This is a genomic window from Enterobacter sp. V87_3 (assembly GCF_029967835.1).
Taxonomy (GTDB): domain Bacteria; phylum Pseudomonadota; class Gammaproteobacteria; order Enterobacterales; family Enterobacteriaceae; genus Enterobacter; species Enterobacter cancerogenus.
In genome coordinates, this window is record NZ_JASCAM010000013.1 from 61,122 (window position 1) to 83,766 (window position 22,645).

Genomic DNA, 22,645 nt, shown 5'->3' on the forward strand with positions numbered 1-22,645 from the left:
GCCTCCATAACAACAAGGGGAGCAGGCACTATGGCAATTTCATCGCGGATCACACTACTCGGCGCGCTGGCGCTGTGGGCATTTCAGGCGCAGGCGGTGGAGGTCACCGTCGCGTATCAAACCTCTGCCGAGCCGGCGAAAGTCGCGCAGGCCGATAACACCTTTGCCAAAGAGAGCGGGGCGAAAGTCGACTGGCGTAAGTTCGACAGCGGAGCGGCCATCGTCCGGGCGTTAGCCTCCGGCGACGTGCAGATTGGCAATCTCGGCTCCAGCCCGCTGGCCGTGGCCGCCAGCCAGCAGGTGCCGATTGAGGTCTTCCTGCTGGCCTCGCAGCTCGGGAACTCCGAAGCGCTGGTGGTGAAGAAAACCATCACCAAACCCGAGGATCTGATTGGCAAGCGCATCGCCGTGCCGTTTATCTCCACCACCCATTACAGCCTGCTGGCGGCGCTTAAACACTGGGGCATTAAGCCGGGCCAGGTGCAAATTCTCAACCTTCAGCCGCCGGCCATTATTGCAGCCTGGCAGCGCGGTGATATTGACGGCGCCTACGTCTGGGCGCCCGCCGTGAACGAGCTGGAAAAAGACGGCACCGTTCTGACTGACTCCGCAAAAGTCGGTGAGTGGGGCGCGCCCACGCTCGACGTGTGGGTGGTGCGTAAGGATTTCGCCGAAAAACACCCGGAGGTGGTGAAAGCCTTTGCTAAAAGCGCCCTCGACGCGCAGCAGCCCTATATCAGCAATCCCGATGCGTGGCTGAGCCAGCCTGCTAACCTGGAAAAACTGTCGCGTCTGAGCGGCGTTCCGGAGGCTGACGTGCCGGGGCTGGTGAAGGGCAATACCTATCTCACGCCCGCTCAGCAGGTACAGCAGTTAACCGGGCCGGTGAACAAAGCCATCGTCGACACGGCAACGTTCCTGAAAGAGCAGGGCAAAGTGCCTGCGGTGGCCGCGGATTACAGCCAGTACGTGACCGATCGCTTTGTGAAATAAGGGGGCTGCCATGCTGACGATAACGAACCTGTCTGCGGATTACGGCGGCAAACCGGCGCTGGAAGAGATTAACCTGACGCTGGATGGCGGTGAGCTGCTGGTGGTACTCGGCCCCTCCGGCTGCGGGAAAACCACGCTGCTCAACCTGATCGCCGGATTTGTCCCTTATCAGCGCGGCAGCATTCACCTGGAAGGGAAAAAGGTTGACGGGCCGGGCGCCGAGCGCGGCGTGGTCTTTCAGAATGAAGGCCTGCTTCCCTGGCGCAACGTTCAGGAAAACGTGGCGTTCGGTTTACAGCTGGCGGGAGTCGGGCGCGAACAGCGCCTTGCCACCGCGCGGGAGATGCTGAAAAAAGTCGGGCTTGAGGGCGCTGAAAAACGCTTTATCTGGCAGCTGTCTGGCGGCCAGCGTCAGCGCGTCGGCATTGCCAGAGCCTTAGCCGCCAGCCCACAGCTGCTCCTGCTCGACGAGCCGTTCGGGGCGCTGGATGCCTTTACCCGCGAGCAGATGCAGACCCTGCTTTTACGCCTGTGGCATGAAACCGGTAAGCAGGTCCTGCTGATCACCCACGATATCGAAGAAGCAGTATTTATGGCGACCCACCTCGTGCTGCTGTCGCCGGGGCCGGGGCGAGTGGTGGAACGCCTGTCGCTCGACTTTGCCCGCCGCTTCGTGGCGGGGGAGTCGGTGCGCAGCATCAAGTCCGATCCGCGGTTTATCGAAAAACGTGAATACGTGCTGAGCCGCGTGTTTGAACAGCGGGAGGCGTTCTCATGAGCATCGTTTTCAGTGAAAAAGCGCGCCGCACGCGCCTCGCGTTGCGCTGGCCGTTTTCACGTCAGCTCACCCTGAGCGTCGGCACGCTGCTGGTGCTGCTGGTGGCGTGGTGGGCCGTGGCGGCGCAGCAGTGGATCAGCCCGCTGTTCCTGCCGCCGCCGGGACAGGTGCTGGAAAAACTGATCACCATCGCCGGGCCACAGGGGTTTATGGATGCGACGCTCTGGCAACACTTAGGGGCCAGCCTGGCACGCATTCTGGTCGCGCTGCTGGCAGCGGTGCTGATCGGCGTGCCGGTGGGTATCGCCATGGGGCTAAGCCCGACGGTGCGCGGCATTCTCGACCCGCTGATTGAGCTTTATCGCCCGGTTCCGCCCCTGGCCTATTTGCCGCTGATGGTGATTTGGTTTGGCATTGGTGAAACGTCCAAAATCCTGCTGATTTATCTCGCTATCTTCGCGCCGGTTGCCCTGTCGGCGCTGGCGGGGGTGAAGAGTGCCCAGCAGGTGCGGATCCGCGCGGCGCAATCGCTCGGGGCTAGCCGCGTCCAGGTGCTGCTGTTCGTGATTTTACCCGGTGCGCTGCCGGAAATATTAACCGGGCTACGCATTGGTCTTGGCGTCGGCTGGTCCACGCTGGTGGCGGCAGAGCTTATCGCGGCCACGCGCGGGCTTGGGTTTATGGTGCAGTCGGCGGGTGAGTTTCTGGCGACTGACGTCGTACTGGCGGGGATTGCGGTCATCGCCGCGATCGCCTTTGGATTAGAACTGGGGCTGCGTGCGTTACAGCGCCGCCTGACGCCCTGGCATGGAGAAATACAATGAGTGAACGTTTGATCATTACCCCGCTGGGGCCAAACATCGGCGCGCAGGTCGCTGGCCTGGACGTGGCCCGTCCGCTGAGCGATAACCAGTTTGAACAGCTCTACCACGCGGTGCTGCGCCATCAGGTGGTGTTCCTGCGCGAGCAGGCGATCTCGCCCCAGCAGCAGCGGGCGCTGGCTCAGCGCTTCGGCGATCTGCATATCCACCCGGTTTACCCGCATGCGGAAGGCGTCGAGGAGATTATTGTCCTGGATACCCACAATGATAATCCACCGGATAATGACAACTGGCACACCGATGTCACCTTTATTGAGACGCCGCCCGCCGGGGCGATTCTGGCGGCGAAGCAGCTGCCAGAAACGGGGGGCGATACGCTGTGGGCCAGCGGGATTGCCGCCTTTGAAGCGCTTTCAGCACCGTTCAGGGCGCTACTGAGCGGGCTGCGGGCGGAACATGACTTTAAAAAATCCTTCCAGGAGTACAAGTACCGGAACAGCGAAGAGGAACATCAGCGCTGGCAGGAGGCGGTGGCGAAACATCCGCCGCTGCTGCATCCGGTGGTGCGCACGCATCCGGTAACGGGCAAACAGGCGCTGTTCGTGAACGAAGGGTTTACCACACGCATCGTTGACGTGAGCGAAAAGGAGAGTGAGGCGCTGCTGAGCTTCCTGTTCGCGCACATCACCAAACCAGAGTTTCAGGTGCGCTGGCGCTGGCAGGAGAATGACCTCGCAATCTGGGATAACCGCGTCACCCAGCACTATGCGAATGCGGATTATCTGCCACAGCGGCGGATTATGCACCGGGCGACGATTCTGGGGGATAAGCCGTTTTATCGTCCTTAACCCCGCCGCTTGTACACCGTTCTTGCCGGGTGGCGGCGTTGCCTTACCCGGCCTGGGTTTCCTTGCAGGCCCGGTATGCGTAGCACCACCGGGCTGCGGGGCTAAAGGTGCACCGCGATATAGCGCTGATAACGGTTCGCCTTCAGATAGCACAAATCCACCAGCACCAGCCCGTCAACGCAGTGACTGAACGCCGGATCGCTGCCGAAATCGATAAACTGCACGCCGCCTGGCTCGCACAGCTCTGAATACTGTTTGTAGAGCGGGGGAATGCCGCACCCGAGGTTGCCGAGCAGGGATTTCAGCCTGGTCAGATCCTCGGCGTAATCCACGCCGCCAAACTGGGCGAGCACGTCCGGGAGCGATGCCGGATAAGGCTGGCGCGAGGCGGCGAGCGGGTGGCTTGCCGGAAACCAGAGCCGGTAAAACGCCACCAGCAGATCCCGCGCGGCGGGCGGCAGCCCGCCAGAAATAGAGACCGGCCCGAAAAGATAGCGGTAGTGCGGATAACGTGCCAGATAGGCACCAATGCCCGACCACAGGTAATCCAGGCCACGCCGTCCCCAGTAGCGCGGCTGGATAAAGCTGCGCCCCAGTTCGATGCCGTGCTCCAGCACTTCTTCCATCTGCTGGTCATAGTGGAACAGGCTGTGGCTGTAGAGTCCCTCCACGCCGCGCTGAGCGATTTGCATCGCCGTGGGCATAAAGCGGTACGCCCCGACAATCTCAAGATCGTCGTCATCCCAGAGGATTAGGTGCAGATAGTCATCGTCGTAGCGGTCAGTGTCGCGGCGTTTACCGCTGCCTTCGTCGACCGCGCGAAACGCAATCTCCCGCAAACGACCCAGCTCACGCAATACTGGCGCCTCCTCCTGGCCGTTGCGCTGCCACAGGTAGACGGTTTTGCCATCGCTGGTTTTCCCCAGACACTCGGCCTGCGCCAGCGCGCGCTTCAGGGTGGCCCGGTCTTCCGCTCGGGCGATGGCGCATTGGGTTTTGAAAACGTCCGGCACGCCCTTGCCAAGACGCATCACGTGCTGACGGCATCGCTCGGCCATCTCACGCGATGAAAGACCGGCGCTAAACCACTGGCTCCAGGCAATCTGCTGGCCGATTGTGATTGGCAGCGTGCTGTGGCGGCGGCGGAACATCTGCTGCATCAGCAAAAGCATCGACAGGGTGGGCGAGACCAGCGTGCTGGCATAGAAGAAAAGGCCGTTGCGCGCCTGAATATGCATCGGCAACAGCGGGGCGCGCAGCTTACCGGCCAGTTTGATGAAGCCCGAATGCCATTTTTTATCGCGGATGCCTTTGCGCGTTGGCCGCGACACTTCACCTGCCGGGAAGAAAATCAGTACGCCGCCGTTGTGCAGATGCTGCTCCATCTGCATCAGCGAGGACTTTGACGTTCTGCCGTTGATGTTATCGACCGGGATGAACAGTGAGCCGAGCGGCTCAAGGTGGGTAAGCAGCCGGTTGGTTACCACTTTCACATCACGGCGCACGCGGGAGACGGCGTACATGAGCGCCAGCCCGTCGAGGGTGCCTGTAGGGTGATTTGCAATAATGACGAGCGGACCGTGGTCGGGGATCTGTTCGAGGTCGCGGGCTGAAACGGTGCAGTGGATATCGAGATGCTCCAGAACCTGCTCCACCATATCCAGCCCTTTCAGGTGGCAGTGGGCGGCGGCAAATTGCTGGAATTCTTCTTCGTAGAGCAGCCTTTTTAAGAGATTTTTTTGCCAGGGTGCGGGCCTCGCCTGAGGCCAAAGGTCATCGAGAACGCTATCGAGACTAAACATGGTCACTCCTCCTGCCGTCTTGCGAAGACAGTAGAAGGGGGAGATGTCGGTGGTATTGCAGTTTGGTGACGTTATGACGAGCATCCCCTCCCCCCGAAGGGAGAGGGGATGAGGATTAACGCAGAATGTTCTTCTCGGCCAGATCCAGCGCGAAATAGCTAAAGATCAGATCCGCGCCCGCGCGTTTGATCGCGCCAAGGCTTTCCAGGATCACTTTCTCTTCATCTATGGCACCCGCCTGGGCGGCAAACTTGATCATCGCGTATTCGCCGCTGACCTGGTAGGCACCCAGCGGCAGCTCGGTGCGCTCGCGGATATCGCGCAGGATATCAAGGTACGCGCCGGCGGGTTTGACCATCAGGCAGTCCGCGCCCTGCGCTTCGTCGAGCAGCGATTCACGGATCGCTTCGCGACGGTTGAGCGGGTTCATCTGGTAGGTTTTACGATCGCCTTTCAGGGCGGTACCGGCTGCTTCACGGAACGGGCCATAGAAAGACGAGGCAAATTTAGTGGAGTAGGACATGATGGCGGTGTCGGTGAAGCCCGCGGCATCAAGCGCCTGGCGGATAGCCTGCACCTGGCCGTCCATCGCAGCGGAAGGCGCGATGAAGTCTGCACCCGCAGCAGCAGCCACAACCGCCTGTTTACCGAGGTTCAACAGGGTTGCATCGTTATCCACGCCGTGGTCGCACAGCACGCCGCAGTGGCCGTGAGAGGTGTATTCACAGAAACAGGTGTCGGACATGACGATCATCTCCGGCACGGCGTCCTTACAGATGCGGGACATACGGGCAACCAGGCCATCTTCTTTCCAGGCATCGCTGCCGGTAGCATCGGTGTGGTGGGAGATCCCAAAGGTCATCACCGAGCGGATCCCCGCCCGGGCAATGCGTTCGATTTCGCGTGCCAGATGTTTTTCGGGAATGCGCATCACGCCCGGCATTGCGTCGATGGCTTTGTAGTCATCGATCTCTTCTTCAACAAAAATCGGCAACACCAGATCGTTTAAGGTCAGTGTTGTCTCTTCAAACATAGCGCGCAGTGCAGGTGACTTGCGCAGGCGACGGGGACGAGCAATTAAATCGGTCATGATATGCCTGACGTTTGTGGAACAAAGAGGGTAAGTTTACCTGAAAGTGAGAAGGGGCGTTTTACTAAAGTGGGCTTTTTGTTTTTAGCGCCCGGCTGCGCGATAGGTAACATGGGCAGGGGATAAAAGAAACTCTGAATAATTTGTATTATATCTATATTAGATAAATTATATAATTAATAATGATCTATTTTAATTTTTTATATTTTCAATGTTTATGGGATTAATCTCTAATGCGCTGTTTTTATAATATTTATCTAGAATATTTGGCCTCTCAAGGTTACTCTCTTCGTTATTTGTCTGTATACGGACTTAATGGAATCATTCATTGAACCTTTTCGAAGTGCAATTGCATAATTCCCTCCGCAATAAAATATTGCCAAATGATTTGATGGAAAAACTTGCTTACGTCCCTGAGGAGGGATGACCCAATGCAAACATGGAAAAAGAAACTGGTTGTATCTTAACTGGCATTAGCCTGCACCGTGGCGATCGCTTCTCAGGCAAATGCGAAAGATATTTCCGGCACAACGTTTAATACGTTTGGATATGATAATACGGCCACTGCGCCATGGTATTACGGTTACGCCGACTGGGATTACTCCGGTGCGGCACACGATGGCGACATCTATCCCGTTATCAAAAAATCGACGGTCAACGGCGTTATTTCAACCTATTATCTGGATGATGGCGCAAATGGCCGTGCGAATGCGCTGAGCATTTCTAACAGTACCATTAATGGTATGGTCACCTCGAAGTGCATGACCTCCACCTGCGCTGACGGTGTGGATACAGACGGCACGGCGCATGCGCAATATGACCGTTTCAGCCTGACCGTCGATAATTCCACGATCAATGATACCTTCGAACACTACGCTTATGATGTGGTGAACGGGGAGACCAGCGAAACGCATTATCAGGACACTTACGATCTGGGTAATGCAATTACCCTTGACGTGGAGTCAGATATTGTTATCCAGAATAATTCCCACGTTGCAGGTATTACCCTGACGCAGGGTTATCAAAACCTGGATAATACGCCTTACGACGATGCAACGGGCGTGGCGAACAACAGCAATGTGTTCACCGATACGCTGGTGGTGAAAGACTCTGTTCTGACATCTGGTGCCTACAGCGACCTGGGCACCAGCGGCTTCTACGGTCAGACTGCGAAGCCGAGCGATTACGGCGAAACTAACGCGACCGGTGCTGATGATGCAGCGCTGATTGTGGCCGCTGGCGCGTCTGACAACGCGATGCAGACCACGGCGACGTTCGATCGCTCCACCATTACCGGCGATATCCTCTTCGCCAGTACCTTTGATAACAACTTCTACGAGAAGGGCGACCCGGCAACCGATACCACCGAAGACGGTGTGTATAACCCAACCACCAACGGCTGGGATGGTACCGATAAACTGGACGTCACGCTGACGAACGGCAGCAAGTGGGTAGGTGCAGCGCAATCCAGCGTTGAGGCTATCGGCACCTCTGATATGTACGGTCAGGGTTATAACAACGTTGACTGGAAAGCGCTCTCCCCGAACAGCATCTGGCCTGACTCTACCTTCGACAGCAACGGCCACGTTGCGGGTGAAGAGGTGTATCAGAGCGGTCTGTTCAACGTGACGCTGGACAACGGTTCCGAGTGGGATACCCACAAGGTCTCTAACATCGACAAGCTGACGGTGAATAATCACTCTCAGGTTAACGTTGAAAACTCCGGTCTGCTGGCCGACTCCATCACCCTGACTAACGCGTCTACCCTGAACGTGGGCGATAGCGGTGCGGTGGCAACCGATAGCCTGTATCTGGACAGCGATAGCCGTGCAGCGCTGACGGAAGAAACGGCAGAACTCTACGCCAACACCATCACCGTGGATAACGGCGCTGAGCTGGCGCTGGGTCTGGGCCAGGTTGATACCCATAACATGGTGCTGACCGATGGCGGTGTGCTGAACGTGGCCAGCCGTGATTACGTGCTGAATTCCGATCTGAACAACGCTCGCTATATCACTAACGATAAGAGCAAAGCGGAATACGACCACGGCGTCGTGGCGATGAACTCTGACGGCCACTTAGCCGTGAACGGAGATGTCGCAGGTAACTACAGCGTGCGTATCGACGATGCGACCGGTGCAGGTTCCGTTGCGGACTACAAAAACAAAGAAATTATTCGCGTTTACGACAATAACGCGGGGACTAGCGCAAGCTTTACGGCGGCAAACAAAGCCGATCTGGGGGCTTATACTTACCAGGCACAGCAGAAAGGCGACACCGTGGTTCTGCAGCAGAAAGAGCTGACCGACTCCGCTAACATGGCGCTGAGCATTCCTTCTGCGAACACCAATATCTGGAACCTGCAGCAGGACACCGTAGGCACGCGTCTGACCAACAGCCGTCATGGCCTGGCCGATAACGGCGGTGCCTGGGTGAGCTACTTCGGCGGGAACTTTGACGGGGATAATGGCGACATCAGCTACGATCAGGACGTCAGCGGCATTATGGTCGGTCTGGATACCCAGATTGATGGCAATAATGCCAAGTGGATTGTCGGCGGCGCGGCTGGTTTCGCGAAGGGTGACATTAGCGATCGTACCGGTCAGGTTGATCAGGATAGCCAGACTGCGATGATCTACGCATCGGCGAAATTTGCTAACGATGTGTTCCTCGACAGCTCCCTGAACTATACCCGCTTCAATAGCGACCTCTCTGCTAACATGAGCAATGGTCAGTACGTTGACGGGAATACCACGACCGATGCCGTAGGCTTTGGCCTGAAGCTGGGTTATGACTGGAAACCAAACCTGTCTGGTTACGTCACGCCGTATGCGGCCGTGTCTGGCCTGTTCCAGTCTGGCGATGATTACCAGCTGAGCAACGATATGCGTATCGATGGTCAATCCTACGATAGCCTGCGCTACGAAGCGGGTATTGATGCGGGTTACACCTTCAATTACGGTGGTGAGCAGGCGCTGACGCCTTACTTCAAACTGGCGTACGTCTACGACGATGCCAACAACAGTGCCGATGTTAATAACGACAACATCGACAATGGCGTGAAGGGCTCTGCCGTCCGCGTTGGATTAGGCACACAGTTCAGCTTCACCAAAAACTTCAGTACCTATACTGATGCAACCTATCTGGGCGGCGGCGACGTTGACCAGAACTGGGGCGCTAACCTGGGTGTGAAATATACCTGGTAACATCTGAAAAGCGGGGATTTTGTCCCCGCTTTTTCTTTAGAAAAAATCACAGAACCGACATATACAGATGACTTGAGGTCTGCATGAACGTTGATGCTAAACCACTTTCTGAATTAAGCCGGCTCGAACAGTGCCTGAAAGTCGATGGAACGCCTTTTAAAACTGCGAAGCAGCAACGCATTTCACAGAATGTCTCTGGCGAAGAACCCTACACCTTCGTAATACAAAGCGGCATTATAGAAATTTACCGTCAGTCAGATGAATTACTGATTGGCATTGCAAGGGCACCGTTTATTTTTGGTTTGACCGCTGGAATGAATGATAACCTAAAAGAATATATTATGGTCACACAGACGCCCTGTTCAGGATTTTATTTACCCGCCGTAACGGCCCGCCAACGTATTCAGCAAGAATATCTTTGGCGTGAAGCATTCGGCTGGTTATCCTGGGTGAATTATATTCTTGCAAAACGCGACATGCAGCTGGTTGGTAATAATTCGTATAGCCAGATCCGCGCCATGCTCATGGAAATGGCCGAATGGGATGAAACCCTGCGTTCAAAAATAGGCGTAATGAATCATATTCAGCGAAGTACCCGAATTTCCCGTTCCGTTGTTGCGGAAATACTCGCCGCGCTACGCCGGGGAAATTATATTAATATGAGCCGGGGCAAACTGGTTAGCGTCAACCGTTTGCCCACGGAATATTAAATCAGTTAGACGCAGTAAGTACCTGCGCTTTGTTGGCGCTCAATTCAGCCACTAAATTATTGATACCATCACTCATATTGACGAACCGCGTGTTCGGAGAGCGGGTGACCACCACAAAAGCGCCAACGTTGGATTGCGGGATCATCGCCATATAGGTAATGAACCCGCCACCGCCGCCCGTTTTTTGAATAATACCGGGACGACCGTCTTTCGGCGCCATATAAACCCAACCCATTCCAAGCGCATCGGCTTTACCCGGCACGTCCATACCGATCACGCGGTGCAGCTGTGCGCGCTTATACATCAGCGTCTGCATACGGTCAGCCTGGCTGCTGCGCGAGTAAAAATCAGAAGAGAGGAACTGCTGCATCCAGCGCATCATGTCCCCCGGCGTGGAATAAACCCCGCCGCTACCGATTGCCGCCAGCGTGTTATTACACGGACTGGCACCTTTCTCGGCGACCATCAGGCGACCGCACTGGTCAGGAGAGGGGGTAAAGGTGGTGTCCTTCATGCCCAACGGACGCGTTATCTGCTCTTCAAACAGCTGCGTATACGGTTTGCCCGAGGCCGTGGATAACGCATCGGCAAGAAGATCAAACGCAAGGTTAGAATAAGACGCCTGTGACCCCGGCGCGGCTTTCAGCGTCGCGGTGCTCAGGTAATTCCAGCGTTGTTCGCGGGTAGGCCAGACGAATACAGGACGATGGGGGACACCGCCCGGCTGTTCACGTGGAAGCGCACTGGTATGGGTAGCCAGGTTGACCAGCGTAATCGGCGCACCCTGATACGTCGGCACGCGCGCGCCGGGGGGCGCATATTTGCTGAGAGGATCGTCGAGCTTCACCACGCCCTGATCGAGCAGTTTCACCAGCAATTCGCTGGTCATCAGCTTGGTCAGGGACGCAATGCGGATCACGGAATCGAGCTGCGGGTGGACGTTATTGCCCGGACGCGTTTCACCAAAGCTGCGAAACACGCGCTGGTTACCGTCGATAACCACCATCGCCATACCCGTTGCACCGCTGCCGTAGTAGATCAGATTCGCATAGCGATCGGCAATATCAGAGGCCAGAACAGGCGCCGTCAGCGGCTGGACTGCCTGAGCGTGAGCGGTGGACAGCGTTAGCGCACACAGCGCGGCAAGAGTAAGCAGACAACGTTTCAACGAAAAGCATCCATGAAGTGAATTAATACGGTAATGGGTATTTATACTACTAAACGACACGGCGCAATGACCCGAATAGCATAACCATAGCGAGAAAAACGTAACCATGGGTAAATAAGCGCAATTTTACTGCGGCGCGTCTCCCATTTTGTGACGTCAGGCTTATGATAGTGGCCGGTCAGAGGGGCGGGGTTTGAAACGCACCGAAACAATTCTCGTCAACGCCGATGCGAACTAATATTCACCCGTTGGGTCTGACCATTTTGCCTCCGCTATGAGATGGGCGCAGGCAAGGTTTTCGTGTGGTGATTTACTGAACGTAGCAACAGCCATAACAACAAGAAGGAAGCATCATGTTTAAGTCTTTTTTCCCAAAGCCGGGGCCGTTTTTTTTGTCGGCATTTATTTGGGCAATTCTTGCCGTCATTTTTTGGCAGGCAGGCGGCGGCGCATGGCTGTCGCATCTGATCGGCGCAACGAAGGACGTGCCGATTAGCGCCGCGCGATTCTGGTCGCTGAGCTATCTGCTTTTTTATGCCTATTACGCGCTCTGCGTCGGCATTTTCGCGCTGTTCTGGTTTATCTATTCGCCGCACCGCTGGCAGTACTGGTCGATTCTCGGCACCGCGCTCATCATCTTTGTGACCTGGTTTCTGGTTGAGGTGGGCGTGGCGGTTAACGCCTGGTATGCCCCGTTCTACGATCTCATCCAGACCGCGCTCAGCTCGCCGCACAAGGTCTCGATTAACCAGTTCTATCACGAGGTGGGGATCTTCCTCGGCATTGCCCTGATTGCGGTCATTATTGGCGTCATGAACAACTTCTTCGTCAGCCACTACGTTTTCCGCTGGCGTACCGCGATGAACGAACACTATATGGCGCACTGGCAGCACCTGCGCCATATCGAAGGTGCCGCGCAGCGTGTGCAGGAAGACACCATGCGTTTTGCCTCTACGCTGGAAGATATGGGCGTGAGCTTTATCAACGCCATTATGACCCTGATTGCCTTCCTGCCGGTGCTGGTCACCCTCTCGGCGCACGTTCCGGACCTGCCGATTGTCGGCCATCTGCCGTACGGGCTGGTGATTGCGGCGATCGTCTGGTCGCTGATGGGAACGGGCCTGCTGGCGGTCGTCGGGATCAAGCTGCCGGGCCTGGAGTTTAAAAACCAGCGCGTAGAAGCGGCCTACCGTAAAGAGCTGGTGTATGGCGAAGATGATGCCAATCGCGCGTCGCCGCCTACCGTGCGCGAGCTTTTTGGTGCGGTGCGCAGAAACTACTTCCGCCTCTATTTCCACTATATGTATTTCAATATCGCCCGTATTCTTTACCTGCAGGTCGATAATGTTTTCGGTTTGTTCCTGCTGTTCCCGTCAATCGTAGCGGGTACGATAACGCTGGGTCTGATGACGCAGATCACCAACGTTTTCGGTCAGGTACGCGGTTCGTTCCAGTATTTGATCAGCTCATGGACTACGCTGGTGGAGCTGATGTCCATTTATAAACGTTTACGCAGCTTCGAACGCGAGCTGGACGATAAAGAACTGCAGGACGTTACCCATACTTTAGGTTAATACAGGAAGTTGCTATGCCATTTGCCGTACCGCGTGCGTTACCGCTGTCCTTACTCGCTGCCTTCGTGCTGGCGGGTTGTGCTGAGAAAGGGGCCGAGCCGCTCAAGAAAGGCGAGAAGCCCGTGGATGTGGCGAGCGTGGTGCGGCAAAAAATGCCTGCCAGCGTGAAGGATCGCAATCAGTGGGCCGATGCGCTGGCAAAAACCTTTGAGAGCCAGAAGATCGCCCCCACCGAGGCGAATATCTGCTCGGTGCTGGCGGTTGCGCAGCAGGAGTCGATGTACCAGTCAGACCCGGCAGTGCCCGGGCTGAACAAAATTGCCTGGAAAGAGATCGACAGGCGCGCCGAATCGATGCATATCCCGGTGTTCCTGGTCCATACCGCCCTCAAAATCACCTCGCCGAACGGCAAAAGCTACAGCGAGCGGCTGGATACGGTCAAAACCGAGAAGCAGCTGAGCGCTATTTTTGATGATTTCATCAATATGGTGCCGATGGGCCAGACGCTGTTTGGCTCGCTTAACCCGGTGCATACCGGCGGGCCGATGCAGGTCAGCATTGCGTTTGCGGAAAAACATACCGATGGATACCCGTGGAAAATCGACGGTACGGTGCGTCAGGAAGTGTTCTCCCTGCGGGGCGGGCTGTGGTTTGGCACCTATCATCTGCTGAACTATCCCGCGAACTATGACGAACCGCTCTATCGCTTCGCGGACTTCAACGCGGGATGGTACGCCAGCCGCAACGCGGCTTTCCAGAATGCGGTGAGCCGTGCGAGCGGCGTTAAGCTGGCGCTGGACGGCGACCTTATCGCCTACGGCAGCAGCGAAGCCGGAACCACGGAGCGGGCGGTGCGCAAGCTCTCCGCCAAGTTGGGCATGAGCGACAGCGACATTCGTCGTCAGCTGGAAAAGGGTGACAGCCTGGCGTTTGAGAAAACCGAACTCTATCAGCAGGTCTTTGCACTGGCCGAGCGGAAAAGTGGGAAAGCATTACCAAGAGCTATGCTGCCGGGCATTCAGCTTGAAAGCCCGAAGATCACGCGTAACCTCACGACGGCCTGGTTTGCCAAACGTGTGGACGATCGACGGGCGCGCTGTATGGGGCTGTAATCAGTGACGATGACGCCAGCGGATGACGAGTGCGATTGCGCCCAACACCATGCAACCCGTGAGGAAGGGGATAAGCCCAAAAACGGTGCTTACGCCAAAGCCGATCTCTACGCGCGGGCGTCCACTGTCCTGAACCTGCATCAGATGTTCATACACGCCTGGCGCATGGACCAGCATATTCAATAGCTGCGATCCGGCCCAGAAGCAGAACAGCACGAAGAGCGCGTAAGCGATATTACCCGGCGTTGAGGTTTTTGGTTGTTTACCGCCAAAAATCGGTTTCGACAATGTAAAATCAGCCATAACGACCTCCCACAATATCACCCAGTTCAGAAATAGGTCTTACAAGGTGAGTTTGACAGGTCATAACATTTGTCAATATCAGAATCGTGGTAATTTACGCCAGGGAATCCTCCTGGATTGATGAATTCTGCAGCGCATCACAGATTTATGACTTAGGTGAAATTTGCGCTCGTTTCAGAATTTCCGCATCCGCCACAGACCTGGCCGCAAAACTGTGAGAGGATGATATTTTTCCTGCCGGAGCTGCCATGAAACTCACTTCTAAACTACGCCGTGACTGGCACTACTATGCCTTTGCGATTGGGCTGATCTTTATTCTTAACGGTGTGGTGGGCCTGCTCGGGTTCGAGGCGAAAGGCTGGCAAACCTATGCGGTCGGGCTGGTGACGTGGGTGATCGGTTTCTGGCTGGCGGGGTTGATTATCCGCCGCCGTCCGGAAGAGACGACAGCGAAAGAGGCGGAAACGGCAAAGCGGATCGATTAACCGTTTACCGAGCTTTTAAGGGCGCTGTCGGCCGCGTGACGCTCCAGCGCCAGTTCCAGCAGACGAGTAATCAGGTCCGGATAGCTAAGCCCGCTGGCCTGCCATAACTTCGGATACATGCTGATGTTGGTAAAGCCCGGTAGCGTGTTGATTTCGTTAATCACCACGTCATTGTCTGGGGTGAGAAATACGTCGACGCGCGCCATACCGCTGCAACCCAGCGCCTGATAGGCTTCAACGGCGATCGCGCGGATCTTATCGTTGATAGCCGGATCGAGATCCGCCGGGACCACCACCTGCGCGCCTTGGTCATCAATGTATTTGGTGTCGTAAGAGTAAAAGTCACTGTTTAACACCACTTCGCCGCAGGTGCTGGCCTGCGGGAAATCATTGCCCAGCACGGCGCATTCGATTTCACGGCCTTTAATTCCCTGCTCAACCACCACCTTATGGTCAAATTCAAATGCCAGGCGAACCGCCTCGGTATACTGGGTTTCGCTGGACACTTTACTTACGCCAACGGAAGAGCCCTGATTTGCCGGCTTAACGAACAGCGGCAGGCCCAGTTGGGCCGAGAGTTGGGCAAAGGTATAGCTTTCGCGATTAGCGCGCGTCAGGGTGACAAACGGTGCAATATTCAGTCCGGCGTCGCGCAGCAGCCGCTTGGTCATATCTTTATCCATGCAGGCGGCGGAGCCGAGTACGTCAGAGCCGACAAACGGCAGATTAGCCATGCGCAGCATGCCCTGTAGCGAACCATCTTCGCCCAGCGTGCCGTGCACAATCGGGAATACCACGTCAATCTGGGCCAGCGCCTGCGCGTTTCCGGCATTGATAAATTGTCCCTGAACGACGCCAGGTACGGTAGCGACGCTGATTTCAGAAGGGTTTAAGGCGATGTGCGCCGGATCGTCAGCATTTAACAGGTACTGACTGGCATCGTTAACGTGCCACTGGCCCTGTTTATCAATGCCCAGCAGCACCACGTCGAAGCGGTTTTTATCAATTGCGTCGACGATATTTTTGGCCGATTGCAATGAAACCTCGTGCTCTGCTGATTTTCCCCCAAAGACAATACCTACGCGCTGCTTTGCCATTTCACTCTCTTCCAGTCTGACGAAAAGCCCATAACATACCACGATGCCCGGCGGGTTTCGCGGCCTTCTGCCATAATGTTTTAACCCGCGTCAGGAGGATATGTGAAAGGAATAAAATGGCTGATTTGTATCATGATTGTGGCTGCTGTGACGGTGAGCTACCGCTGGTTGCCGTCATGGTACAACCCGTTTGCGCCTCTTACTCTTGACGATCCGCCGGGCAAGATAACCCAGTTTAAACTGCGCCGTTTAACGCCCGAGGCCTGTGAGAATTTGTTATCGGAGGCCAACGACAGAAAGCTCATCCGCTCGCAGCCGGTTGCCGACAGTGCGGGAGAGTGCCCTCTCAGCAACGTCGTGCGCGTGCGCAGCTTTGGCCCGGTCAGCCTGAGCGGCAGCTTTTTGGCCAGCTGCCCGCTGGCGCTCAGCTCCGCGTTATTCGTTAGTCAGCAGGCTCGCCCGCTCACGAAACAGTTTATGGGCGCAGAGCTGACACGCATCGATCATCTGGGGAGCTTCGCCTGCCGCAATATCTATCATCGTGCGGACGCGCGACGCAGCGAGCACGCCACGGCCGACGCGCTGGATATCAGCGCGTTTCGTCTGGCAGATGGCCAGCGGGTGACCATCCTCAGCGGGTGGCGTTCAGCCCGTACCCAGCCCTGGCTTAAGGCGCTGCTGGCGGCAAGTTGCGGCTACTATGGCAATGGCCTCGGCCCGGAGTATAACGCCGCCCACGCCAACCATTTTCATCTTGGAATGCGTGGGTACGGACTCTGCCGTTGAAGCATAATCCTCCGCCAAAAACGGTATGATTTGTGACTTGTTTCACAAATATGATGACTGGGAAGATAAAACACCAAAGTCGATCGGGCCGCATCTCTCGCGCTACGTGACCTGGCGTAACTTGCTAATCTACAGGCGAATTCGCCTAAAAATGAAGACTGCCTCTGTTATGGAATCGTGGAAAGTTAACCTTATATCGGTCTGGTTCGGCTGCTTTTTTACCGGGCTTGCCATTAGCCAGATCCTGCCGTTCCTGCCGCTGTATGTTGCCCAACTCGGGGTTTCATCCCATGAAGCCCTGTCGATGTGGTCAGGCCTGACGTTCAGCGTCACCTTTCTGGTCTCCGCGATTGTCTCGCCCATGTGGGGCAGCCTGGCGGATCGCAAAGGGCGTAAGCTCATGCTGCTGCGCGCCTCGCTGGGGATGGCAATCGCTATTCTGCTGCAGGCCTTTGCCACCAACGTCTGGCAGCTGTTTATTCTGCGCGCGATTATGGGGCTCACCTCCGGCTATATCCCTAACGCGATGGCGCTGGTGGCCTCGCAGGTCCCGCGCGAACGCAGCGGGTGGGCACTGAGCACGCTGTCTACCGCACAGATAAGCGGCGTGATTGGCGGGCCGCTGATGGGCGGCTTTCTGGCGGACCACGTTGGCCTGCGCGCGGTCTTCTTTATTACCGCCATTTTGCTGGTGGTCAGTTTTCTGGTTACGCTGTTTCTCATCAAAGAGGGCGGGCGTCCGGTTGTCAGTAAAGCTGAGCGCCTGAGCGGCAAGGCGGTCTTTGCGTCGCTTCCCTATCCGGGGCTGATGATTAGCCTCTTCGTCACCACCATGGTGATCCAGCTGTGTAACGGCTCCGTCGGGCCGATCCTGGCGCTGTTTATCAAATCGATGGCACCAGACAGTAACAACATCGCTTTTCTCAGTGGGATGATTGCGGCCGTACCGGGCGTCTCTGCGCTGATCTCCGCGCCGCGGCTCGGGAAACTGGGAGACAGGATCGGCACGGCGCGCATTTTGATGGCGACGCTCATCTTTGCGGTCGTGCTGTTTTTTGCCATGTCGTTCGTCACCTCGCCGTTCCAGCTCGGCGTGCTGCGATTCCTGCTCGGGTTTGCCGATGGGGCCATGCTCCCGGCGGTGCAGACGCTGCTGGTGAAATATTCCAGTGACCAGGTCACCGGGCGTATTTTTGGATACAACCAGTCGTTTATGTATTTGGGCAACGTGGCCGGCCCGCTTATCGGGGCGTCAGTTTCCGCGATGGCCGGGTTCCGGTGGGTTTTCGCCGCCACGGCTGTCGTGGTGCTGCTGAATATTATTCAGCTCGCTATTGCCTTGCGCCGCCGCAGACAAATAGCCGAGGCAAAGTCAGCACGATTATCAAAAGGATGATGTATTATATATTCTTATGTGCGCTGCGTTTATTTATAACTAAATGCAGCATCTTTTTTTAGAAAAACGTTTCGCTGCGCGTTCCCTCACTCTATTTTGGCAGCGACATCACTTTTGCATAAGATAATACTTTTCTCCTCTTTGCATTATTCAATGACAATGCTAATTTCAGGGAAAATCCCATAAGGAAATAGCACGATGAAAAATCTCATTGCTGAGTTGTTGGTGAAGCTTGCCGAAAAGGAAGAAGAGTCAAAAGAGCTGGTCGCCCAGGTCGAGGCGCTGGAAATTGTGGTCACGGCGCTGCTACGGCATATGGCGAAACAGGAGCAACAGGCCCTGATAGACAGCATTGAGGGGGCGCTGGAGAAGGCTAAGCCAGACCTGCAGGTTCCGGCCCAGGATGCCGAAATGCTCCAGCAATACGTAAAGAAGCTTTTAAGGCATCCTCGCAGCTAAACGATTTCAGGGCCTGAGCCAGTGTCATTGAATTGTCATGCAGGATGCCTATAGTCGCTCTGTTTTTATTTTTATGTATTTTTACATGGAGAAAATAAATTGAAACAGAGCGCATTTTTCATCGCATTACTTCCCCTGTTAATTACCCCCGCTATTCATGCCGATACCCTCAATACTCAGGTGCTGGATAATCGTGCGGCTCAGGGCGATATCACCCAACCCGGCGGAGCACGCCGCCTTTCAGAAGATCAGACTGCCGCTATTCGCGCATCGCTCAATGACAAGCCCGCCAAAAATATTATTCTGCTGATTGGCGACGGGATGGGCGATTCTGAAATTACTGCCGCGCGTAATTATGCCGAAGGGGCAGGTGGATTTTTTAAAGGCATCGATGCCTTACCCTTGACCGGGCAATATACCCACTACGCGCTGGATAAAAAAACCGGTAAACCCGATTACGTGACAGATTCTGCGGCCTCCGCAACGGCATGGTCAACCGGTGTGAAAACTTACAATGGCGCGCTGGGCGTGGATATCCACGAAAAAGATCATCAAACCATTCTTGAGATGGCCAAAGCGGCAGGTCTGGCAACGGGCAACGTTTCAACCGCAGAGCTGCAGGATGCGACCCCGGCGGCGCTGGTTTCCCATGTCACCTCGCGGAAATGCTATGGCCCGTCCGTGACCAGCGAGAAATGCCCGGGTAACGCGCTGGAAAAAGGCGGGAAAGGCTCGATTACCGAACAACTGCTGAACGCCCGTCCAGACGTGACGCTGGGCGGCGGTGCGAAAACCTTCGCAGAAACTGCGACGGCAGGCGAGTGGCAGGGTAAAACCCTGCGCGAGCAGGCGCAGGCGCGCGGCTACCAGATAGTCAGCGATGCGGCCTCTCTGGATGCGATCGCCGAGGCGAATCAGGACAAACCGCTGCTGGGCCTCTTCTCTGAAGGGAATATGCCGGTGCGCTGGGAAGGGCCGAAAGCCTCTTACCACGGTAACATCGACAAACCTGCCGTGACCTGCACGCCCAACCCAAAACGCAATGACAGAGTGCCGACCCTGGCGGCAATGACGGACAAAGCTATCTCGCTGCTGAGCAAAAATGAAAAAGGCTTCTTCCTTCAGGTAGAAGGTGCGTCAATTGATAAACAGGATCACGCGGCCAACCCATGCGGCCAGATTGGCGAAACGGTCGATCTCGACGAAGCGGTGCAGAAGGCGCTGGCGTTCGCGAAGAAAGACGGTAACACCCTGGTGGTGGTCACCGCTGACCACGCGCATGCCAGCCAGATTATCCCGTCAGACGCTAAAGCCCCGGGCCTGACCCAGGCGCTGAACACCAAAGACGGCGCGGTGATGGTGATGAGCTACGGCAACGCTGAAGAAGAGTCAATGGAGCATACCGGCACCCAGCTGCGCATTGCGGCCTACGGCCCGCATGCGGCCAACGTGGTAGGGCTGACTGACCAGACGGATCTCTTCTACACCATGAAAGCGGCGCTGGGCTTGAAATAACGGTTTTTCCCGGCGGAAATGCGATCCGCCGGGTGGTTTTTTCTGCACCACGAACCAGACTTAAAGGGTGATTTCACAAAAGGATGGTGCAATGAAAACAACAATACTGATTACGCTACTCTCCGGCGTGTTCCTGATGGCTTCAGCGAACGCGGCAGAAAAAACCTTAACGCCTCAGCAGCAGCGCATGACCACCTGCAACCAGCAGGCGACAGCGCAAACCCTCAAAGGGGATGCGCGTAAAACCTACATGAGCGACTGCCTCAAAAACGGCGCTTCAAAGCCGGGCGAGAAAAGCCTGACGCCGCAGCAGCAAAAGATGCGTGAATGCAGCGCCCAGGCAACGCAGCAAATGCTTAAGGGCGAGGATCGCAGCAAATTCATGAGTGCCTGCCTGAAGAAACAGGTGTAGTGCAAACGGGTGAGCCAGTGCCGTGGCTCACCCGAAATTTCATACTTCCCCCGTACACCCCCTCTCTATAATTTGGGAAATTGTTTCAGACTATTCCCAAAAATGATCAATGATGAAATTTTTTACACTAAAGAGAGCGTTCAGGAAGAGTGGCATCAGGATCTTTTTCAGGATGACTCACACCGTTCCGGCATCCTGTTTGCCCGGCGGGTGCGGCTGGCGCGAACCGTGGGGCTGGCGGCGATGTTTTTCCCGATTGCGGGCGTGCTGGTCAGCCATTTTCTGCCCGGCGGCTGGTGGCTACTGCTGGTCGGCTGGGCGTTTATCTGGCCGCACCTGGCCTGGCAGCTCGCCTTCCGCTCCGCCGCGCCTTACCGCCGGGAAGTCTGCAACCTGAAGGTGGAAGCCATTATCGCCGGGGTCTGGATTGGCCTGATGGGGATCGGTGCGTTGCCGTCTGCCGCGCTGTTCATGATGATCGGCATGAATATGATGGGGGCGGGCGGCTGTCGCCTGTTCTTAACCGGCACGATCCTGGCCGTGCTCTCAGCGCTGATCACCTTACACCTGACCGGCAACATCGTAACCTTCGCGCCCGGCGGGCTGGAGTGGGGGCTGACGCTGCCGGTGCTGATCCTCTATCCCATGCTCTTCGCCTGGGTCAGCCACCAGACGGCAATTCGCCTCGCCGAACATAAGCGCCGGCTGGAACTCATGAGCAGCCGTGACGGCATGACCGGCGTTTACAATCGCCGCCACTGGGAAAATCTCCTGCGCAATGAGTACGAGCAGTGCCGACGCAGCCATCGGGAAGCGACCATTTTGCTGATCGATATCGATCACTTTAAGAGCATTAACGACACCTGGGGGCACGACGTGGGCGATGAGGCCATTATTGCTATCACCCGCCAGCTTCAGATGTCGCTACGCGCGGGCGATTTTATTGGCCGCTTCGGTGGGGATGAGTTTGCGGTGATTATGTCCGGCACGCCTGCGGAGAGTGCGATTGCGGCGATGTCGCGCGTTCATGAGCGTCTGAATCACATGACATTACCCCGGGCACCCGGCGTGCGGTTACGGATAAGCGTCGGCGTTGCGCCGTGGAGGACGCAGTTTGGGCACTATCGCGAATGGCTGAAAGCCGCTGATGTTGCCCTTTATAAGGCGAAAAACGCCGGGCGCGGACGCACTGAAGTCGCCGCCTGACGCCCGGCACTGCGGATCAGGATTTACTGAGCGCCTCTGATTTTTCCATGCATTTTTCCATCGCCTCGATGACAGCCGAGCGGAACCCACGCTCCTCGAGCACGCGTACGGCTTCGATGGTCGTGCCGCCCGGTGAACAGACCATATCTTTCAGCTCACCCGGATGTTTGCCGGTCTCCAGCACCATTTTGGCAGACCCCATCACCGCCTGTGCGGCAAATTTATAGGCCTGCGCGCGCGGCATTCCGCCCAGCACGGCAGCATCCGCCATCGCTTCGATAAACATAAATACGTAGGCGGGTGCAGAGCCGCTCACGCCCACCACCGGGTGGATCATGGCCTCATTAATGACCTCCGCCTCACCGAAGCAGCGGAAAATATTGAGCACATCGGCAATGTCTTCAGAAGTGACCAGCGCGTTCGGGGTCACGGACGTCATGCCAGCATTGACCAGCGAAGGGGTGTTCGGCATGGCGCGGACAATTTTGCGGTCATGTCCCAGCGCACGCGCCAGCTGGTCGAGCGTCACGCCCGCGGCAATCGAGACCACCAGCGTCTCTTTATTCAGGCTGGAGGTGACATCGCTCAGGACCTTAATCATGATGTTAGGTTTGACAGCACCGAAGACGATATCCGCCACCTGGGCCACTTCCTGAGCGCTTTCCGCCGCATTAACGCCATACTCATCGCGCAGCGCCGCGACTTTATCCGGTGATGGGGTATAGACCCAAATCTGCCCCGGCAGGACCTGTCCACTGGCGATAAGACCGCCCAGAATCGCTTTGCCCATATTGCCGCAGCCGATAAACCCGATTTTCTTATCCATCACGTTTCTCCGTTATTATGCGTTGTCGTCTCTGATGGATAGCTTAACAACGAAATGC

21 protein-coding genes are annotated in these 22,645 nt (G+C 56.3%); 15 read left to right on the forward strand and 6 right to left on the reverse strand.

Features of this window, described 5'->3' with window-relative positions; genetic code table 11:
- Positions 1 to 30 precede the first annotated feature (30 nt).
- From tauA to tauD, 4 genes are read left to right on the forward strand one after another with little or no spacing between them, the layout of a single operon-like run.
- Positions 31 to 993: a taurine ABC transporter substrate-binding protein gene (tauA, locus tag QLG21_RS05375; protein WP_058609327.1), complete on the forward strand. Its 963-nt coding sequence runs from the start codon at positions 31 to 33 to the stop codon at positions 991 to 993.
- A gap of 10 nt (positions 994 to 1,003) precedes the next feature.
- On the forward strand, positions 1,004 to 1,771 hold the full coding sequence (gene tauB / locus QLG21_RS05380) for a taurine ABC transporter ATP-binding subunit (protein WP_088207874.1): 768 nt from the start codon (positions 1,004 to 1,006) through the stop codon (positions 1,769 to 1,771).
- A complete protein-coding gene (gene tauC / locus QLG21_RS05385; protein WP_282484016.1) occupies positions 1,768 to 2,595 on the forward strand; it encodes a taurine ABC transporter permease TauC in 828 nt (275 codons plus the stop codon). The genes tauB and tauC overlap by 4 nt, the downstream gene beginning before the upstream one ends.
- Positions 2,592 to 3,440, forward strand: a complete 849-nt coding sequence (gene tauD / locus QLG21_RS05390) for a taurine dioxygenase (protein WP_282484017.1) — start codon at positions 2,592 to 2,594, stop codon at positions 3,438 to 3,440. The genes tauC and tauD overlap by 4 nt, the downstream gene beginning before the upstream one ends.
- A 101-nt stretch (positions 3,441 to 3,541) precedes the next feature.
- On the opposite strand, the gene QLG21_RS05395 is transcribed toward tauD, so the two are convergent.
- On the reverse strand, positions 3,542 to 5,242 hold the full coding sequence (locus tag QLG21_RS05395) for a GNAT family N-acyltransferase (RefSeq protein WP_282484018.1): 1,701 nt from the start codon (positions 5,240 to 5,242) through the stop codon (positions 3,542 to 3,544).
- A gap of 115 nt (positions 5,243 to 5,357) precedes the next feature.
- A complete protein-coding gene (gene hemB, locus QLG21_RS05400; RefSeq protein WP_042320773.1) occupies positions 5,358 to 6,332 on the reverse strand; it encodes a porphobilinogen synthase in 975 nt (324 codons plus the stop codon).
- A 467-nt stretch (positions 6,333 to 6,799) separates the two neighbouring features.
- Here hemB and QLG21_RS05405 point away from each other — a divergent pair, with 467 nt between their 5' ends.
- The gene (locus QLG21_RS05405; RefSeq protein ID WP_282484070.1) at positions 6,800 to 9,538 is read left to right on the forward strand and encodes an autotransporter outer membrane beta-barrel domain-containing protein; all 2,739 of its coding nucleotides are present in this window, start codon (positions 6,800 to 6,802) and stop codon (positions 9,536 to 9,538) included.
- A gap of 83 nt (positions 9,539 to 9,621) precedes the next feature.
- Complete coding sequence (locus tag QLG21_RS05410) at positions 9,622 to 10,248, forward strand: helix-turn-helix domain-containing protein (protein WP_006176829.1); 627 nt, start codon at positions 9,622 to 9,624, stop codon at positions 10,246 to 10,248.
- A 1-nt stretch (position 10,249) separates the two neighbouring features.
- On the opposite strand, the gene ampH is transcribed toward QLG21_RS05410, so the two are convergent.
- On the reverse strand, positions 10,250 to 11,416 hold the full coding sequence (gene ampH / locus QLG21_RS05415; protein ID WP_282484019.1) for a D-alanyl-D-alanine-carboxypeptidase/endopeptidase AmpH: 1,167 nt from the start codon (positions 11,414 to 11,416) through the stop codon (positions 10,250 to 10,252).
- A 353-nt stretch (positions 11,417 to 11,769) separates the two neighbouring features.
- On the opposite strand from ampH, the gene sbmA reads away from it, so the two are divergent.
- Together sbmA and QLG21_RS05425 are read left to right on the forward strand one after the other, a co-directional pair.
- Positions 11,770 to 12,990: a peptide antibiotic transporter SbmA gene (sbmA, locus tag QLG21_RS05420; RefSeq protein ID WP_137271661.1), complete on the forward strand. Its 1,221-nt coding sequence runs from the start codon at positions 11,770 to 11,772 to the stop codon at positions 12,988 to 12,990.
- A gap of 14 nt (positions 12,991 to 13,004) precedes the next feature.
- Positions 13,005 to 14,102 carry a DUF1615 domain-containing protein gene (locus QLG21_RS05425; RefSeq protein WP_058609322.1) on the forward strand — a complete coding sequence of 366 codons (1,098 nt, stop codon included), beginning with the start codon at positions 13,005 to 13,007 and terminating at the stop codon, positions 14,100 to 14,102.
- Here QLG21_RS05425 and QLG21_RS05430 read toward each other — a convergent pair whose 3' ends face one another.
- Positions 14,103 to 14,405 carry a YaiY family protein gene (locus tag QLG21_RS05430; protein WP_006176833.1) on the reverse strand — a complete coding sequence of 101 codons (303 nt, stop codon included), beginning with the start codon at positions 14,403 to 14,405 and terminating at the stop codon, positions 14,103 to 14,105.
- Between the two features lie 248 nt (positions 14,406 to 14,653).
- Between QLG21_RS05430 and QLG21_RS05435 the strand changes: the two genes are divergently transcribed.
- On the forward strand, positions 14,654 to 14,890 hold the full coding sequence (locus QLG21_RS05435; RefSeq protein WP_282484020.1) for a DUF2754 domain-containing protein: 237 nt from the start codon (positions 14,654 to 14,656) through the stop codon (positions 14,888 to 14,890).
- On the opposite strand, the gene ddlA is transcribed toward QLG21_RS05435, so the two are convergent.
- Positions 14,887 to 15,987, reverse strand: coding sequence for a D-alanine--D-alanine ligase (gene ddlA / locus QLG21_RS05440; RefSeq protein ID WP_137849229.1), 1,101 nt, complete (start codon positions 15,985 to 15,987; stop codon positions 14,887 to 14,889). The two genes, QLG21_RS05435 and ddlA, sit on opposite strands and share 4 nt — an antisense overlap.
- Positions 15,988 to 16,119: 132 nt before the next feature.
- On the opposite strand from ddlA, the gene QLG21_RS05445 reads away from it, so the two are divergent.
- From QLG21_RS05445 to adrA, 6 genes are all read left to right on the forward strand, one after another.
- Positions 16,120 to 16,773 carry an extensin family protein gene (locus QLG21_RS05445; protein WP_137849272.1) on the forward strand — a complete coding sequence of 218 codons (654 nt, stop codon included), beginning with the start codon at positions 16,120 to 16,122 and terminating at the stop codon, positions 16,771 to 16,773.
- Positions 16,774 to 16,942: 169 nt separating this feature from the next.
- Entirely contained in the window at positions 16,943 to 18,169 is a 1,227-nt protein-coding gene (locus QLG21_RS05450) for a multidrug efflux MFS transporter (RefSeq protein ID WP_042320776.1), read from the forward strand.
- A 198-nt stretch (positions 18,170 to 18,367) separates the two neighbouring features.
- Positions 18,368 to 18,628 carry an anti-adapter protein IraP gene (iraP, locus tag QLG21_RS05455; RefSeq protein WP_006176840.1) on the forward strand — a complete coding sequence of 87 codons (261 nt, stop codon included), beginning with the start codon at positions 18,368 to 18,370 and terminating at the stop codon, positions 18,626 to 18,628.
- Between the two features lie 99 nt (positions 18,629 to 18,727).
- Entirely contained in the window at positions 18,728 to 20,143 is a 1,416-nt protein-coding gene (phoA, locus tag QLG21_RS05460; RefSeq protein WP_282484021.1) for an alkaline phosphatase, read from the forward strand.
- 91 nt (positions 20,144 to 20,234) lie between these two features.
- A complete protein-coding gene (gene psiF / locus QLG21_RS05465) occupies positions 20,235 to 20,555 on the forward strand; it encodes a phosphate starvation-inducible protein PsiF (RefSeq protein WP_006176842.1) in 321 nt (106 codons plus the stop codon).
- Between the two features lie 102 nt (positions 20,556 to 20,657).
- Positions 20,658 to 21,761, forward strand: a complete 1,104-nt coding sequence (gene adrA / locus QLG21_RS05470; protein ID WP_282484022.1) for a diguanylate cyclase AdrA — start codon at positions 20,658 to 20,660, stop codon at positions 21,759 to 21,761.
- Between the two features lie 16 nt (positions 21,762 to 21,777).
- Here the strand turns inward: adrA and proC are convergent, their stop codons facing one another.
- A complete protein-coding gene (gene proC, locus QLG21_RS05475; protein ID WP_006176844.1) occupies positions 21,778 to 22,587 on the reverse strand; it encodes a pyrroline-5-carboxylate reductase in 810 nt (269 codons plus the stop codon).
- Positions 22,588 to 22,645 lie beyond the last annotated feature (58 nt).

Bases quoted from the DNA above. Each gene is read 5' to 3' on its own strand.
- tauA (WP_058609327.1), top strand. From the start codon at position 31: ATGGCAATTTCATCGCGGATCACACTACTCGGCGCGCTGGCGCTGTGG.
- tauB (WP_088207874.1), top strand. From the start codon at position 1,004: ATGCTGACGATAACGAACCTGTCTGCGGATTACGGCGGCAAACCGGCG.
- tauC (WP_282484016.1), top strand. From the start codon at position 1,768: ATGAGCATCGTTTTCAGTGAAAAAGCGCGCCGCACGCGCCTCGCGTTG.
- tauD (WP_282484017.1), top strand. From the start codon at position 2,592: ATGAGTGAACGTTTGATCATTACCCCGCTGGGGCCAAACATCGGCGCG.
- QLG21_RS05395 (WP_282484018.1), bottom strand. From the start codon at position 5,242: ATGTTTAGTCTCGATAGCGTTCTCGATGACCTTTGGCCTCAGGCGAGG.
- hemB (WP_042320773.1), bottom strand. From the start codon at position 6,332: ATGACCGATTTAATTGCTCGTCCCCGTCGCCTGCGCAAGTCACCTGCA.
- QLG21_RS05410 (WP_006176829.1), top strand. From the start codon at position 9,622: ATGAACGTTGATGCTAAACCACTTTCTGAATTAAGCCGGCTCGAACAG.
- sbmA (WP_137271661.1), top strand. From the start codon at position 11,770: ATGTTTAAGTCTTTTTTCCCAAAGCCGGGGCCGTTTTTTTTGTCGGCA.
- QLG21_RS05425 (WP_058609322.1), top strand. From the start codon at position 13,005: ATGCCATTTGCCGTACCGCGTGCGTTACCGCTGTCCTTACTCGCTGCC.
- QLG21_RS05430 (WP_006176833.1), bottom strand. From the start codon at position 14,405: ATGGCTGATTTTACATTGTCGAAACCGATTTTTGGCGGTAAACAACCA.
- QLG21_RS05435 (WP_282484020.1), top strand. From the start codon at position 14,654: ATGAAACTCACTTCTAAACTACGCCGTGACTGGCACTACTATGCCTTT.
- ddlA (WP_137849229.1), bottom strand. From the start codon at position 15,987: ATGGCAAAGCAGCGCGTAGGTATTGTCTTTGGGGGAAAATCAGCAGAG.
- QLG21_RS05445 (WP_137849272.1), top strand. From the start codon at position 16,120: ATGATTGTGGCTGCTGTGACGGTGAGCTACCGCTGGTTGCCGTCATGG.
- QLG21_RS05450 (WP_042320776.1), top strand. From the start codon at position 16,943: ATGGAATCGTGGAAAGTTAACCTTATATCGGTCTGGTTCGGCTGCTTT.
- iraP (WP_006176840.1), top strand. From the start codon at position 18,368: ATGAAAAATCTCATTGCTGAGTTGTTGGTGAAGCTTGCCGAAAAGGAA.
- psiF (WP_006176842.1), top strand. From the start codon at position 20,235: ATGAAAACAACAATACTGATTACGCTACTCTCCGGCGTGTTCCTGATG.
- adrA (WP_282484022.1), top strand. From the start codon at position 20,658: ATGATCAATGATGAAATTTTTTACACTAAAGAGAGCGTTCAGGAAGAG.
- proC (WP_006176844.1), bottom strand. From the start codon at position 22,587: ATGGATAAGAAAATCGGGTTTATCGGCTGCGGCAATATGGGCAAAGCG.